We start from the raw sequence: 13,987 nt of genomic DNA, 5'->3' as shown, positions 1-13,987 counted from the left end.
CGCCGGATCGGCGGGGGCCTTTGTGCGTGTCTGTGGTTCTGGTCAGCCGATCCGATCGGGCCGGGTGTAGACGTTCATCGAGTCCCCGCGCAGGAACGCCACCAGTGTCAGCCCCGACTGGCTGGCCAGATCCACCGCCAATGAGGAGGGCGCCGATACCGCGGCAAGGATGGGGATGCCGGCCATCACCGCCTTCTGGGTCAACTCGAACGAGGCGCGTCCACTGACCAGCAGGACGGTGCCCGTCAACGGCACCCTGTCGGACTCGAGTGCCCAGCCGATGACCTTGTCCACGGCGTTGTGCCGGCCGATGTCCTCGCGGACCACCAGCGGCTGCCCGTCGGTGTCGAAAAGCGCGGCCCCGTGCAGGCCGCCGGTGGCGGCGAACACCTTCTGGCGTGCGCGCAATCGGTCGGGCAGCGCCGCCAGCGTATCGGTGCTGACAATCACCGGATCGTCGCCGGGGCCATGCTTGCTGCTCAACCGCACCGCCTCCAGCGATGCCTTACCGCAGACACCGCAGGACGACGTCGTGTAGAAGTTGCGGGTTATATCGACATCGGGCAGCGCAACACCGGGTGCCAGCGTCACGTCGAGCACGTTGTAGGTGTTCAGCCCGTCGGGTCCCGCGCCGTTGCAGTACTGAACGGTGGCGATGTCGGCACGGCGGCCGATCAATCCCTCGGTGAGCAGAAAGCCCTGCGCCAGTTCGACATCGGAGCCCGGCGTGCGCATGGTGACCGTCAGCGGGGTCCCGTTCACCCTGATCTCCAGCGGCTCCTCGACGGCCAGCGTTTCGGGCCGGGCGACCGCGCGTTCGACGGTGGCTGGATTGCCGGCGCCGCCGGCGGTCACGTGTTGGGCCCGCACCCGCGTGGTGACCCTACCCATGGCTGCCTCCCGTCGACTCAACGGTCGACTTCTCCAGTCGCACCACGATCGCCTTGGACACCGGCGTATTCGACCGGGCCGCAACATGGTCCAGCGGTACCAGCGGATTGGTCTCCGGGTAGTAGGCCGCCGCGTTGCCGACGGGTGTGGCGTAGCCGACCACGCGGAACGCCTCGGCCCTGCGCTCCTGACCCTCGAACTCGGACACCAGGTCGACCATATCGCCCTCGGTCAAGCCGAGGGCGGCGATATCGGCTGGGTTCACAAAGACCACTCGGCGGCCGCCCTTCACGCCGCGGTAGCGATCGTCGAGACCGTAGATGGTGGTGTTGTACTGATCGTGGCTGCGCATGGTCTGCAGCACCAGACGGCCGGGCGGCACCGGTACCCATTCCAGCGGGTAGGTGGCGAAGTTGGCTTTGCCGGTGATCGTCGGGAACTCGCGGGAATCCCTTGGCGGATGCGGGAGTTGGAAACCATCCGGTTGGCGGACCCGGTGGTTGTAATCCTCGCAACCGGGCACGACTGCGGCGATGGCGTCCCGGATGGTGTCGTAATCGGCGTTGAACGTGCGCCACGGCACCGGGTGCTCCGGACCGAACAGTTCCTGCGCCAGCTGGCAGATGATGGATACCTCGCTGCGCACCTGATCACTGGGCGGGTGCAGACTGCCGCGGGAGAGATGCACCATCGACATCGAATCCTCGACCGACACAAGCTGTTTGCCGCCGGCTTGGATATCGCGATCGGTGCGGCCCAGCGAGGGCAGGATCAGTGCGGTCCGGCCGTGCACGAGGTGGCTGCGGTTGAGCTTGGTCGAGACCTGCACGGTCAGTGCGCAATTACGCAACGCCTGCTCGGTAACCTCGGTATCGGGGGTGGCCGAGGCGAAGTTGCCGCCCATCGCGATGAACACCTTGGCCCGGCCGTCGCGCATGGCACGAATGGCATCCACGGTGTCATAGCCGTGTTCACGTGGGCTGACAATGCCGAAACGTGCGTCGAGGGCGTCCAGGAACGAATCGGGCATCTTCTCCCAGATACCCATGGTGCGATCGCCCTGGACGTTGGAATGCCCGCGGACCGGACACAGGCCCGCTCCGGGCTTACCGATCATGCCGCGCATCAGCAGCAGGTTGGTGATCTCGGCGATCGAGGGCACGGCGTGCTTGTGCTGGGTCAGTCCCATCGCCCAACACACGATGATGCGCTGGGAGGTGGCCATCATATGGGCCACCTTCTCGAGTTGGGCGCGGTCGATACCCGTGGCGGCCAGCACGGTGTCCAGATCGACCGCCCGGGTCTGGCGCTCGTAGCTCTCGAATCCGGACGTGTGCTCGGCGATGAAGTCCCGGTCCACGATCTGTGCGCTGTCACCGGCCGCGTCCTGGGCCTCGAGCAACAACCGGCCCAGTCCCGCGAACAACGCCATGTCCCCGCCGAGGCGGATCTGCACGAACTCGTCGGCGATGGGCACACCATCGCCCACTACACCGCGCACCTTCTGGGGATCCTTGAACCGGATCAGCCCGGCCTCGGGCAGGGGATTGACGGCGATGATCTTGGCGCCGTTGGCCTTTGCCTTCTCCAGAATCGAGAGCATGCGCGGGTGGTTGGTGCCGGGGTTCTGGCCCGCGATGACGATCAGGTCGGCGACGGTGAGATCCTCGACCGTGACCGAGCCCTTGCCGATACCGATCGAGTCGATCAACGCGGTGCCCGACGACTCGTGGCACATGTTCGAACAGTCGGGCAGGTTGTTGGTGCCGAAGCTGCGGACCAGGAGCTGGTAGAGGAAGGCGGCTTCGTTGCTGGTGCGTCCCGAGGTGTAGAACGCCGCTTCGTGCGGGCTGTCCAGGGCCCGCATCTCGTCGGCGATCAACCGGTAGGCCTCGTCCCAGCCGATCGGACGATAATGCTCGTCGCCCGGTCGCAACACCATCGGTTCGGTCAGTCGGCCCTGCTGGGACAGCCAGTACTCGGGTTTCTCCGACAGGTCGGCGATGGTGTGCCTGGCGAAGAAATCGGCGGTGACGGTCCGCTTGGTGGCCTCCTCGGCGACCGCCTTGGCGCCGTTCTCGCAGAACTCGGCGACCTTGCGGCCGCCGTGCTCCTCGGGCCAGGCGCATCCCGGGCAGTCGAACCCGTGCCGTTGGTTGAGTCTGGTCAGGGTGGCCGCCGTGCGCAGCGGGCCCATCTGCTCAAGGGCCCGATGCATGCTGACCATCACCGCCTTGACGCCGGCGGCCTCGTCCTTGGGGGAGCTGACGACCAGATCGTCCTCGTAATACATGGCGTCGACATCGGTCATGACTCCAACCTAGACCCGGCCGCGTCCGGTGCAGGCCAGATCATATTTGCCATTTCACATGCAGTGATAGACGCTTGCTATCGATGGGTAACGATATCCAGCTGCAGCATCTGGACTACCTGCTGGCGCTAGCCGCCGAGCGGCACTTCGGCCGTGCGGCGGCACGGTGCCACGTGAGTCAGCCGACGTTGTCGGTGGCCATCCGCCGGCTGGAGAAAGATCTCGGCATCGTCATCGTCCAGCGCGGCCACCGCTTCGAGGGATTCACCGAAGAAGGGCGCCGGGTGGTGGCCTGGGCCCAACGCATCGTGGCCGAGCGCGATGACATGCTCACCGATATCGACCGGATGCGCGGTCGGTTGACCGTCACAGCCCGCATCGGGGCGATTCCGACGGCCGTGCCGGTCAGCCCGTTCATCTCTGCGGAGTTCCTTGCGCGTAACCCGGCGGCGTCGGTGCGCATCGAGGCGCTGTCGTCGCGGGAGATCGCACGCCGATTGGCAGATTTCGAGATCGACGCGGGCCTGACGTATCTCGATGACGAGGCACCGCCGGGTACCCGTTCGGTGGAGCTGTATCGGGAGCGGTATGTGCTGCTGGCTCCCGCGGACCATCCGTTGGTGGCAGCCCCAGAGGTGGCTTGGGTGGATGCCGCGAGGTTGCAGTTGTGCGTGCTGACCACCACCATGCGCAATCGCCGGATCCTGGACGCCAATATGGCCGCCGAGGGTGTGCAGTATCGCCCTGCCGTGGAGGCGGATTCGGTCGACGCGCTGTACGCGCATCTGACCGGTTCGGGCCGGGCGACCATCGCCTCGACGGCCTGGTTGCCGACTCTCGGCCTGCCGCAGGGATTTTCCGCACGGCCGATGGTGCAGCACGGTGCCCAGCCGGCAATCGGTCTCGTGGTGCTCGACCGGGTGCCGGCCTCCATCGTGGCGGCCGCGCTGGTCGAGGTGGCCGCCGGACTGAACATCGAGGCCCACCTCGACGGCTGGTGAGTCACGGTCCGCGCAGACCGGTGCCGCCGTGGTGGTGGTCGCCGGTGACCAGCTCCCAGAAGTCGATATCGGCGGTGACTGCGCGGAACTGGCCGAGCAATCTCTCCTCGGTGAGGTCGTCGCCGTCCTTTTCTGGCCAGCCATCGTGTTCAGACCAGCCGGCGTCATCGCACCTGTCCACGGACGCATCCTCGGGCGGATACGCGGCTGGATCCAGCAGCCTATCCAGCTGCCCGATGCGGTCGGCCCATTCCGAACCAGCTTGCGGCGGGTATCGGAGGAGTTCCGGGCGGTGGTGGTAGTTGACCCGGGCCTGCCCGTGATCCAGGGCCGGCGGTGGGTGCCATTCGCATTCGTTGCGGGCGTTGAACTTCGTCGTGTAGCCGCCGTTCTCGTCGACCATCCGGTTGTCGCAGCCACACGCCAGCGTCATGTCGTCAACATTGGTGTTGCCGCCGCGGGCGAAATCGGCCTCTCCGTGGTGTACCTGGCAGAAGTACGGGCCGTTGGTGCAACACGGTTTGGTGCAACCTCCGTCGCGAGCGATCAGCATGATGCGCTGGGCGGGGTTGGCGGTACGCCGGGTGCGGAAGTAGTTCAAGGCCGCACCGGTGGCGTCATCGAAGATGGCCAGATGGTGGGAGGCATGTCCGGCCATCCGGATGACATCGCGGATGGGAATCTTCGTGCCGCCACCGGAGGTGCCGATCCCAGCGACCGAGTGCAATTCCTGCAGGGTGGTGCGGATGATCACGGCCACCGGTAAGCCATTGAGCTGCCCGGGGTTGGACATCAGCGCGATGCGCCCGATGGCGATCATCGCATCGTGCTGACGCTGGGCCTGGGTGCGGTAGTCGTGGTCGATCTGATCCTGGCTGGGGGTGCCGAGCGTGCAGGGCTGGTCATCGGCCGGGTTGCACATCCCGGGGGCGGCGAACTTCGCGAAGAGGGGTTCCCATACCGCCATCGCTTCCGGATCGAGATTCCCGGTGATCGGTGTGGTCCCGTCGCGGCGTTGGTTGCCGATGATCACCCCCCGTTTGCGTTGCCGCTCACGCTCATCGGGCACCGGGCCGTCCTGGTCGAGCAGGAACAGTCGGTCGGCCGCGGACTGGGCGAGGGCCTTGGGCCCCACCCCCACGGCCTCGCGCACCAGGGCGGACTCGAACTTCTCTCGGTCGGCGGTACTGGCCGAGCCGGGTAGGTCTTGCACCGCCTCGCGGATCACCTTGACGTGTTCGCCGGTGATCAGCCCGGCCGCCTGGGCGACGGCCACCACTGGCAGAAGCGGAGGCAGGGGTTCGCCGGTCAACGACCGTCGGGGCCCCAAGTCGGCGGCTTCATGCAGACGCCGACCGGCCTCCGCAGTCGAGAGTCGCCACCGGATCCGCAACACCTCGTTCCAGGACTTCGCACCCATCTCGCGGGACGTCGCCTCGGCCTGCAAGGCAGCCAGCATGCGATGCCACTGCGCGGGTAACCGGCAGGTGAGCGTCTCGACCTCATCCAGCACAGCGACCAACTCGTCCCGGGACAACGTCCCGAGATCGGCGGCGGCGAACGCATCGTAGGCGGCACGTAAAGCCGCCACCGCCTCCGTCGCTGGCACCGTCGCTGTGGTCATGATTCGAACATACTTGCGATATCCGACAAATCGCGTCGAAATGTGACAGCAGGGAGTACTGGGGCGGAAGATTTTTCTGAGTCTGATAGTTCCCGGGCGCAGACCGCGCATTCAGACGTTGACGCGCGCGTAACAGATTCGGCATCGAATATTCCTACCGTTGGCCGGTCAAGCACGTGCAGCGATAGGAACCACATTGAGCGGTAATGCAGTCCGGCTCCAGGCCATCAACAACGTCGAGGCCTATGTGCCGCCGGCCATCAGCTTCGATCCTGCCGAGGCTCCCGGAGAGATCTTCGGCGCCAACGTCTTCACCAAGGCCGAGATGCAGCTGCGGCTGCCCAAGTCGGTGTTCAAATCGGTCGTGGCGACCATCGAGAAGGGTGCCACCCTCGATCCGGCGGTTGCCGACGCCGTCGCCTCGGCGATGAAGGACTGGGCACTGTCCAAGGGGGCGACCCACTACGCGCACGTGTTCTACCCGATGACCGGGCTCACCGCCGAGAAGCACGACAGCTTCCTTGAGCCGGTCTCCGACGGCCAGACGCTGGCCGAATTCGCGGGCAAAACGCTGATCCAGGGCGAGCCCGACGCGTCGAGCTTCCCCTCCGGCGGCCTGCGCAGCACGTTCGAGGCCCGTGGTTACACCGGCTGGGATGTCACCAGCCCCGCGTACATCTTGGAGAACCCGAACGGGAACACACTGTGCATCCCAACGGTTTTCGTCTCGATGACCGGTGAGGCCCTGGACTACAAGACTCCGCTGTTGCGCAGCCAGCAGGCGATGGGTGTGCACGCCGAGCGCATCCTGACACTGTTCGGGCACAAGAACCTGGAGAAGGTCGTCTCGTTCTGCGGTCCCGAGCAGGAGTACTTCCTTGTCGATCGGCACTTCTTCCTGGCCAGGCCCGACCTGATCAACGCCGGCCGCACGCTCTTCGGCGCCAAGCCGCCGAAGGGTCAGGAGTTCGACGACCACTACTTCGGTGCGGTGCCCGAGCGGGTGCTGGGCTTCATGATGGACACCGAGCGCGAGCTGTTCAAGCTCGGTATCCCGGCCAAGACCCGGCACAACGAGGTGGCGCCTGCCCAGTTCGAGGTCGCGCCGATGTTCGAACGGGCCAATATCGCCTCCGATCATCAGCAGCTGTTGATGACCGTGTTCAAGACCATCGCACGCAAACACGGCATGGAATGTCTGTTCCACGAGAAGCCGTTCGCCGGTGTCAACGGTTCCGGTAAGCACGTGAACTTCTCGGTCGGTAACTCCGAACTCGGTTCCCTGTTGGTTCCCGGTGACACTCCGCACGAGAACGCGCAATTCCTGGTGTTCTGTGCCGCCGTCATCCGTGCCGTCCACCAATTCCCCGGGTTGCTCAGGGTGTCAGTGGCCTCGGCCACCAACGACCACCGCCTCGGCGCCAACGAGGCGCCGCCTGCCATCATCTCGATCTTCCTCGGCGCACAGCTGGCCGACGTGTTCGAGCAGATCGCCAAGGGCGCGGCGACCTCGTCGAAGGGTAAGGGCGTCATGCACATCGGTGTCGACACCCTGCCCCAGCTGCCGACCGATCCGGGCGACCGCAACCGGACCAGCCCGTTTGCCTTCACCGGCAACCGTTTCGAGTTCCGTGCACCCGGGTCCGGGCAGACGGTGGCGGTGCCGATGATCGTGCTGAACACGATCATGGCCGACTCGTTGGACTACATGGCGACGGTGTTGGAGAAGGCCGTGGCGGACGGTACCGAATTCGACACCGCGGTGCAGCAGTTGCTCACCGACATCATCACCGAGCACGGCGCGGTGGTCTTCAACGGTGACGGCTACTCGGAGAACTGGCAGACCGAGGCGGCCGAGCGAGGTCTGCCGAATCTCAAGACCACGCTGGATGCCATCCCGGAGCTGATCACCCCGGAGGCCGTCGCGGTGTTCGAGAAGTACGGGGTGTTCAACGAGCGCGAGCTGCACAGCCGCTACGAGGTGCGCCTGGAGCAGTACGCGCTGACCATCGCGGTGGAGGCCAAGCTCGCGCTCGAACTCGGCACCACGGTGATCCTGCCCGCTGCCGTCCGCTACCAGACCGAACTGGCGCAGAACGTCGCCACCCTCAAGGCGGCCGGTCTCGATGCCGATACCACGCTGCTGGAAGCGGTTTCGACACCGATTGCCGAGCTGACCGCGGCCGTCGGTGCGCTCAAGGCCGGGTTGGCGGACCACTCCGCGGAGTCCGCGCTCGAGGAGGCCACCCATGCGCAGAAGGTGTTGCTGCCGGCCATGGATGCCGTGCGGGCGGCCGCCGACGCACTCGAAGGTGTGGTGGCCGATGACCTGTGGCCGCTGCCCACCTACCAGGAGATGCTCTACATCCTGTAGACGCAGTTCGGCGACATGAAGCATCGCCGGGTGTGGGGGTCAGGCCCGTCCGGGCCTCTGGTGACCGCAGCCCCCGCACCCGGCGATCAGCCGTCCGACGGCGCGATCAGCGGGCGCTGGACCTTCTTCCATTCCGTGTAGCGCTGGTAGGCCTGCCGTGTCGACTCCAACGCCGACACCTGCGACACCGGCACGTCCCACCACGAGTGGCTGTCGGGCGCATAGACCCGCGGGTCGGTCTCGACGTGGATGACGGTGATCCGGTCGGCGGCCTTGGCGACCTTGACCGCATCGGTGAACTCGGCGGCCGTGGAGACCTCGATGACATCGGCGCCGAGGCTGGCGGCGTTGGCGGCCAGGTCGACCGGCAGTCGGTCACCGTCGAGGCGGCCGTCGGTGCCGCGGTACCGATAGGCGGTACCGAAGCGCTGTGAGCCCAGTGACTCGGAAAGCCCGCCGATGGAGGCGAACCCGTGATTCTGCACGAGAACGGGGATCACCTTGACGCCTTCCTGCACCGCGGTCGCGATCTCGGTGGCCATCATCAGATACGAACCGTCGCCGACCATCACGAACACGTCGCGATCCGGCGCTGCCATGCGTACCCCGATACCGCCGGCGATCTCGTATCCCATGCAGGAGAACCCGTATTCGACGTGGTAGCTCTTGCGGTCACGTGATCGCCACAGCTTGTGTAGATCGCCGGGCATCGAACCGGCGGCGCACACCACCACGTCGCGCGGGTCCGACAGGGAGTTGACCAGTCCGATCACCTGGTTCTGGTTCAACTGCGCGCCGTCCGCGGTGGCGTAGGCCGCCGAGACCGCTTCGTTCCATTCGGTGGTCAGTTCGGTGATGCGGGAGCGGTATTCGCCGGGTATGCAGTAATCGGCCAGCGCGGGGCCGAGTGCTTCGATGGCCTCGCGCGCATCGGCAACGACACTCACCCCGCCCTGCTTCACCGCGTCGAGGGATGCGATATTGATGTTGACGAAACGCACCTGTGGATTGTTGAAAGCGGTGCGCGAGGCGGAGGTGAAATCGCTGTACCGAGTGCCTATTCCGATCACCACGTCAGCATCGGTGGCCAGGGCGTTGGCCGCGGTGCTGCCGGTGGAGCCCACCGCACCGACGCTCTGTGGATGATCGTGGTGCAACGACCCCTTACCGGCTTGGCTCTCGGCGACGGGGATGCCGGTCTGCTCGGCCAGGGCGGCCAGCGCCGCCTCTGCGCCGGAATAGTGCACTCCGCCACCGGCGATGATCAACGGCCTACGCGCCGTGGCGATGAGGGCGGCCGCCCGGGCGACCACCGCGCGTTCGGGCAGCGGACGTGCGATGTGCCAGGTGCGTTCGGCGAAGAGGGATTCCGGCCAGTCATGGGCCTCGGCCTGAACGTCCTGTGGGATGGATACCGTGGCCGCGCCCGTCTCGACGGGATCGGTGAGCACGCGCATGGCCCCCAGCAGGGCGGCCGGTAGCTGTTCGGGCCGCCAGACCCGGTCGAAGTAGCGTGACAGCGGCTTGAACGCGTCGTTGACCGTGACATCACCGGAGGACGGCAGTTCGAGCTCCTGGAGCACCGGCGAGCTGACCCGGGTGGCGAACGTGTCGGCGGGCAGCAGCAGGACCGGCAGCCGGTTGATGGTGGCCAACGCCGCGCCGGTGAGCATATTGGTCGATCCGGGTCCGACGCTGGCGGTCACCGCCCAGGTCTGCAGCCGGTCTTTCTGCCGCGCATAGGCGACGGCGCTGTGCACCATCGCCTGTTCGTTGCGGCCCAGCACGTAGGGCAGTCGTGGTGCGCGGCCGTCCGCCTGGGCCTCGATCTCGTCCTGTAACAACGCCTGCCCGAGGCCGGCAACGTTGCCGTGGCCGAAGATGCCGAAGCATCCGGCGAAGAACGGCGTGCGTTCACCGTCGCGTTCGACATACTGGGCGGCCAGAAACGCGATGGTGGCCTGCGCGACGGTGAGACGGACGGTCGCTTCGGTATCCGCGAGTTTGTCGGCTGCTTTCGGGGCGGTGGACACCACGGTCAAACTCCTCGGTTCGTGCGCATCGGCAGGCGCGGGTCGATCTCTTGGTGATCCCAGCTGGCGCGCAGCCAGGTGTGGTCCGGGTTGTCGCAGATCCGCCATGCCCGCTCGGGGCCGGATCCGGCCATGACATTCAGGTAGTACATGTGGTGACCGGGTGCGGCGATCGACGGGCCGTGATAGCCGTGCGGTACCAGGACCACATCGCCGGTGCGGACCTCTTCGAGTACCTCGATGGGCCGCGCGGGTGTGCCGAACACGCGGTGATAGCCGAATCCCGGTGTACCGGCCGGGCTGTCGTCGATCTCGAAGTAGTAGATCTCTTCGAGCTGGGACTCGACGTCGCTGTCCTCATCGTGTTTGTGGGCCGGGTAGCTCGACCAGTTACCGCCGGGTGTGATGACCTCACAGGCGATCAGCGAATCCGCCTCGAAGGTGTCCGCGGTACCGAAATTGTGCACCTGCCGACTGCAGTTACCTGCCCCGCGTAACTCGACCGGCACATCGGCGGCCGCCAGCCGCCGGTTGGGCAGGGCCCGGGTGGCGTGGGCGGCACAGATGGCGATGCGCCCGTGCCCGGTCACCACATAGGACTGGCCCATGCCCAGATAGACCATGTCGGCGGGACCGTCGAACACCGATGTCCGCGGGCCGAGTGCGAACACCTCGTCACCGCATTCGACCGAGCCGCCTCCGGCCAGCGGCAAGATCATCACCTCGGAGTCGCCGGTCTGCAGGGTGACCGAACCGGCGGCGCCCAGATCCAGGACGTGCAGGCCGCATTCGGACCAGCCCGCCGACTGCGGGGTGACGGCCACCGTGTACGGAGCGTCGGCCGAACCCGCCGGGATGTACCAGGAGCTGTTCATCACCGCACCAACCCGACGGCACCGGCGACCGCGGAGGCCACATCGTCGTCGGGCGGGTAGAGCAAGGTGCGACCGACGATCAGACCGCGAACCGCGGGCAGGGCCAGCGCCGACGCCCAGGTTGCGAAGGCCTCGTCCGGGTCGGTCGGATCACCGCCGAGCAGCAGGGTGGGCATCGTCGTCGACTCCATCACCCGGTCCATCTCGGGCACAACGGGCAGTTTGAGCCAGGTGTACGCCGATGTCGAGCCGAGACCCTGGGCGATGTGCACGCTCTTGATCACCGCGTCGGGGGAGAGGTCGTTGCGCACCTTGCCGTCGACTCGGGTGGACAGGAACGGTTCGAGCATGGCGATCAACCCGTGGGCGGCCAGCTGGTCGACGGCCTGCGCGCAGCCGGCGAGCGTGCAGACGGTGCCGGGATCGTCAAGATCTATGCGGCACAACATCTTCCCGCCGTTCATACGGGCATCGGCGGTCGAGGCTGCGGTCGCGCCGGTCATCCTGTCGTCGAGTTCGAAGACCGAACCGGCCAGTCCGCCGCGGTTCAGCGACGAGAACACGACCTTGTCCTCCAACGCACCGAGCAACACCAGGTCGTCGAGGATGTCCGCGGTCGCCAGCACACCGTCGACGCCGGGATCGGCCAGCGCGGTCCGCAGCCGGTCGAGCAGGTCGATGCGGCTGTTCATGGCGGTCGCCCGGGCGCCGACCGACAGCGCGCCGCGTGCCGGGTGGTCGGCCGCCACGATCATCAGCCTGCCGTCACCACGCACCGTGGGCCGGGTGGTGCGGGCGTGCCAGGCCTTCGTCACCGACGCGGGGTCGGCGGCGCGCAACTCGGTGACCTCGGCGTAGTCACGGCACAGTGCGTCAGACATTGACGGCCTCCACGGCGCTCTGCTCGGCGAGTTCGGCCACCTCGGCGGCGGTGGGCATGGCCGTCGAGCATTCCAACCGGGACGCCACGATGGCACCCGCGGCGTTGGCGTAGCGCAGGGTCTTCTCCAGTGGCCAGTTCCGTAGCAGACCGTGAATAAGGCTGCCACCGAACGCGTCTCCGGCTCCGAGGCCGTTGACCACGTCGACATCGTTGGGTGCGACGGTCACCGAGCTGTGCTTGGTCTTGCCGAGCACACCGCGCGGTCCCTGTTTGACGATGGCCAACTCCACTCCGAGATCGAGCAACGCATCGGCGGCGCGATGGGGGACGGTCTCACCCACGGCGATCTCGCACTCCTCGCGGTTGCCCACGGCGACGGTGACCTGGCCCAGCGCACGCAGTGCCTGCTCACCTGCTGCGGCGGGGTCGGCCCAGAACATCGGCCGGTAGTCGAGATCGAGCACCGTGAGCGGCGTGCGGTCGCGTGCGGTCCAGGCCGCGAAATGCGCGCTGCGGCTTGGCTCTTCAGACAAGCCGGTCAGCGTGGCCCAGAACAATCGTGCAGTGCGGACGGCGTCGGCGTCGATGTCACCGGCTTCGATTTGCAGATCGGGCGCCGAGGGCTTGCGGTAGAAGTAGAGCGGGAAATTGTCGGGCGGGAAGATTTCGCAGAAGGTGACCGGGGTGGGGTAGCGGCCGTGGATGCCCACATAGCGGTTGTCGACCCCGAGACGGGCCAGTTCGGTGCGGACGAACCGTCCGAACGGATCGTCGCCGGTTCCCGATATCAGGGCGGTGCGGTTACCCAGTCGCGCGGCGGCCACCGCGACATTGGCCGCGCTGCCGCCGAGGAACTTCCCGAAGGTGTCCACCTCGTCGAGTCCCACACCCGTCTGTAGCGGGTAGATGTCGACACCGCTGCGGCCGATGGCGATGGCATCGAACGGGTCGGCTGATGGCTGCGGTGGTGACGACACGTGATCTCCCGAAGTGGGTGCAGGGCTCTGTCGCAAGCACTGTGCCCCCGATCACCTACCGCTGTCAACAGTTTGTCCTGACATTCGAACTTTCGGTCATAGTGTGCAGGTTCGGTTAGTCTTGCTGATCATCGCCGACGGAATCGGAGTGGACGTGCCCCTAGCGGTCGAACTCGACAGGTCCAGCCCTGTGCCCCTCTACTACCAGCTCGCGCAGGCGATCGAGGCGGCGATTCGCAGCGGAGAACTCGCCCCGGGTGACAGATTCGAGAACGAGCTGTCCCTGGCCGGCCGATTGGCGCTGTCGCGACCGACGACGCGTCGCGCCATCCAGGAGCTCGTGGACAAGGGGCTGCTGGTTCGTAAGCGCGGCGTCGGTACGCAGGTGGTGCAGAACCCAGTGCACCGACGCGTCGAATTGACCAGCCTCTTCGACGATCTCGCGAAGTCCGGACAGGATCCGACAACGCAGCTGTTGGAGTACCGCCGCGGCGTCGCCGATGCCGAGATCGCCGCCGAGCTCAACTTGGCCACCGATCACGAGATCGTCACCGTGCAGCGCTTGCGCTACGCCAACGGGGAGCCGCTGGCCATCATGACCAACCACCTGCCCGCCGAGATCGCCCCGGACGCCGGGGAACTCGAGGCAAGCGGGTTGTATCAGGCGCTGCGTGGTAGGGGTGTGCACATCCGGCTGGCACGCCAGCGGATCGGTGCGAAGCCGGCCCAGCGCACCGAGGCTCGGTTGCTCGAAGAGAAGGTCGGGGCCCCGCTGCTGACCATGAGCCGGACGGCCTTCGACGATTCGGGGCGCGCGGTCGAATTCGGAAGTCACAGCTACCGGGCGTCGCGGTACTACTTCGAGACAACCCTCGTCGACCGGTGAGCTGAACGCCCGGAGTCGCCGCTCGCATATGACATGCAGTCCTAATGTCAGGACAAAGTGTTGACTTTCCGGTGTGAGCCGTATTACATCAATGTTGGCGCGTCGCCGGGATGCCGCGACCGCCGGGACGCT

Annotated in this window: 10 protein-coding genes; 3 read left to right on the top strand and 7 right to left on the bottom strand. The window is 66.5% G+C overall.

Annotation, left to right across the window (positions count from 1 at the left end):
• Positions 1-42 precede the first annotated feature (42 nt).
• Entirely contained in the window at positions 43-891 is an 849-nt protein-coding gene (gene fdhD, locus IC40_RS0105380) for a formate dehydrogenase accessory sulfurtransferase FdhD (protein ID WP_030133725.1), read from the bottom strand.
• Positions 884-3,202 (bottom strand): FdhF/YdeP family oxidoreductase, encoded by a 2,319-nt coding sequence (locus IC40_RS0105375; protein WP_030133724.1) that lies wholly within the window; start codon positions 3,200-3,202, stop codon positions 884-886. The genes fdhD and IC40_RS0105375 overlap by 8 nt, the downstream gene beginning before the upstream one ends.
• Before the next feature lie 83 nt (positions 3,203-3,285).
• Between IC40_RS0105375 and IC40_RS0105370 the strand changes: the two genes are divergently transcribed.
• A complete protein-coding gene (locus IC40_RS0105370; RefSeq protein ID WP_030133723.1) occupies positions 3,286-4,203 on the top strand; it encodes a LysR family transcriptional regulator in 918 nt (305 codons plus the stop codon).
• A 1-nt stretch (position 4,204) separates the two neighbouring features.
• Here the strand turns inward: IC40_RS0105370 and IC40_RS0105365 are convergent, their stop codons facing one another.
• Positions 4,205-5,827, bottom strand: coding sequence for an HNH endonuclease signature motif containing protein (locus IC40_RS0105365; RefSeq protein WP_036469406.1), 1,623 nt, complete (start codon positions 5,825-5,827; stop codon positions 4,205-4,207).
• Between the two features lie 196 nt (positions 5,828-6,023).
• On the opposite strand from IC40_RS0105365, the gene IC40_RS0105360 reads away from it, so the two are divergent.
• Entirely contained in the window at positions 6,024-8,201 is a 2,178-nt protein-coding gene (locus IC40_RS0105360; RefSeq protein WP_030133721.1) for a glutamine synthetase III family protein, read from the top strand.
• Between the two features lie 86 nt (positions 8,202-8,287).
• On the opposite strand, the gene iolD is transcribed toward IC40_RS0105360, so the two are convergent.
• From iolD to iolC, 4 genes are read right to left on the bottom strand one after another with little or no spacing between them, the layout of a single operon-like run.
• On the bottom strand, positions 8,288-10,237 hold the full coding sequence (gene iolD / locus IC40_RS0105355; protein ID WP_030133720.1) for a 3D-(3,5/4)-trihydroxycyclohexane-1,2-dione acylhydrolase (decyclizing): 1,950 nt from the start codon (positions 10,235-10,237) through the stop codon (positions 8,288-8,290).
• A gap of 2 nt (positions 10,238-10,239) precedes the next feature.
• Positions 10,240-11,109, bottom strand: coding sequence for a 5-deoxy-glucuronate isomerase (gene iolB / locus IC40_RS0105350; protein WP_030133719.1), 870 nt, complete (start codon positions 11,107-11,109; stop codon positions 10,240-10,242).
• Positions 11,109-11,990: a Cgl0159 family (beta/alpha)8-fold protein gene (locus IC40_RS0105345; protein ID WP_030133718.1), complete on the bottom strand. Its 882-nt coding sequence runs from the start codon at positions 11,988-11,990 to the stop codon at positions 11,109-11,111. The genes iolB and IC40_RS0105345 overlap by 1 nt, the downstream gene beginning before the upstream one ends.
• Complete coding sequence (gene iolC / locus IC40_RS0105340) at positions 11,983-12,969, bottom strand: 5-dehydro-2-deoxygluconokinase (protein ID WP_030133717.1); 987 nt, start codon at positions 12,967-12,969, stop codon at positions 11,983-11,985. The genes IC40_RS0105345 and iolC overlap by 8 nt, the downstream gene beginning before the upstream one ends.
• A gap of 148 nt (positions 12,970-13,117) precedes the next feature.
• Here iolC and IC40_RS0105335 point away from each other — a divergent pair, with 148 nt between their 5' ends.
• Positions 13,118-13,855, top strand: coding sequence for a GntR family transcriptional regulator (locus IC40_RS0105335; RefSeq protein ID WP_275543308.1), 738 nt, complete (start codon positions 13,118-13,120; stop codon positions 13,853-13,855).
• Positions 13,856-13,987: the final 132 nt, after the last annotated feature.

This window comes from Mycolicibacterium neoaurum ATCC 25795, assembly GCF_000691525.1.
Lineage (GTDB): Bacteria > Actinomycetota > Actinomycetes > Mycobacteriales > Mycobacteriaceae > Mycobacterium > Mycobacterium neoaurum.
Note: the sequence above shows the minus strand (reverse complement) of the source record. Positions and strands in the feature narration are given on the sequence as shown.

Excerpts from the sequence above, each read along its gene's own strand:
- fdhD (WP_030133725.1), bottom strand. The coding sequence starts at position 891 with ATGGGTAGGGTCACCACGCGGGTGCGGGCCCAACACGTGACCGCCGGC.
- IC40_RS0105375 (WP_030133724.1), bottom strand. The coding sequence starts at position 3,202 with ATGACCGATGTCGACGCCATGTATTACGAGGACGATCTGGTCGTCAGC.
- IC40_RS0105370 (WP_030133723.1), top strand. The coding sequence starts at position 3,286 with ATGGGTAACGATATCCAGCTGCAGCATCTGGACTACCTGCTGGCGCTA.
- IC40_RS0105365 (WP_036469406.1), bottom strand. The coding sequence starts at position 5,827 with ATGACCACAGCGACGGTGCCAGCGACGGAGGCGGTGGCGGCTTTACGT.
- iolB (WP_030133719.1), bottom strand. The coding sequence starts at position 11,109 with ATGAACAGCTCCTGGTACATCCCGGCGGGTTCGGCCGACGCTCCGTAC.
- IC40_RS0105345 (WP_030133718.1), bottom strand. The coding sequence starts at position 11,990 with ATGTCTGACGCACTGTGCCGTGACTACGCCGAGGTCACCGAGTTGCGC.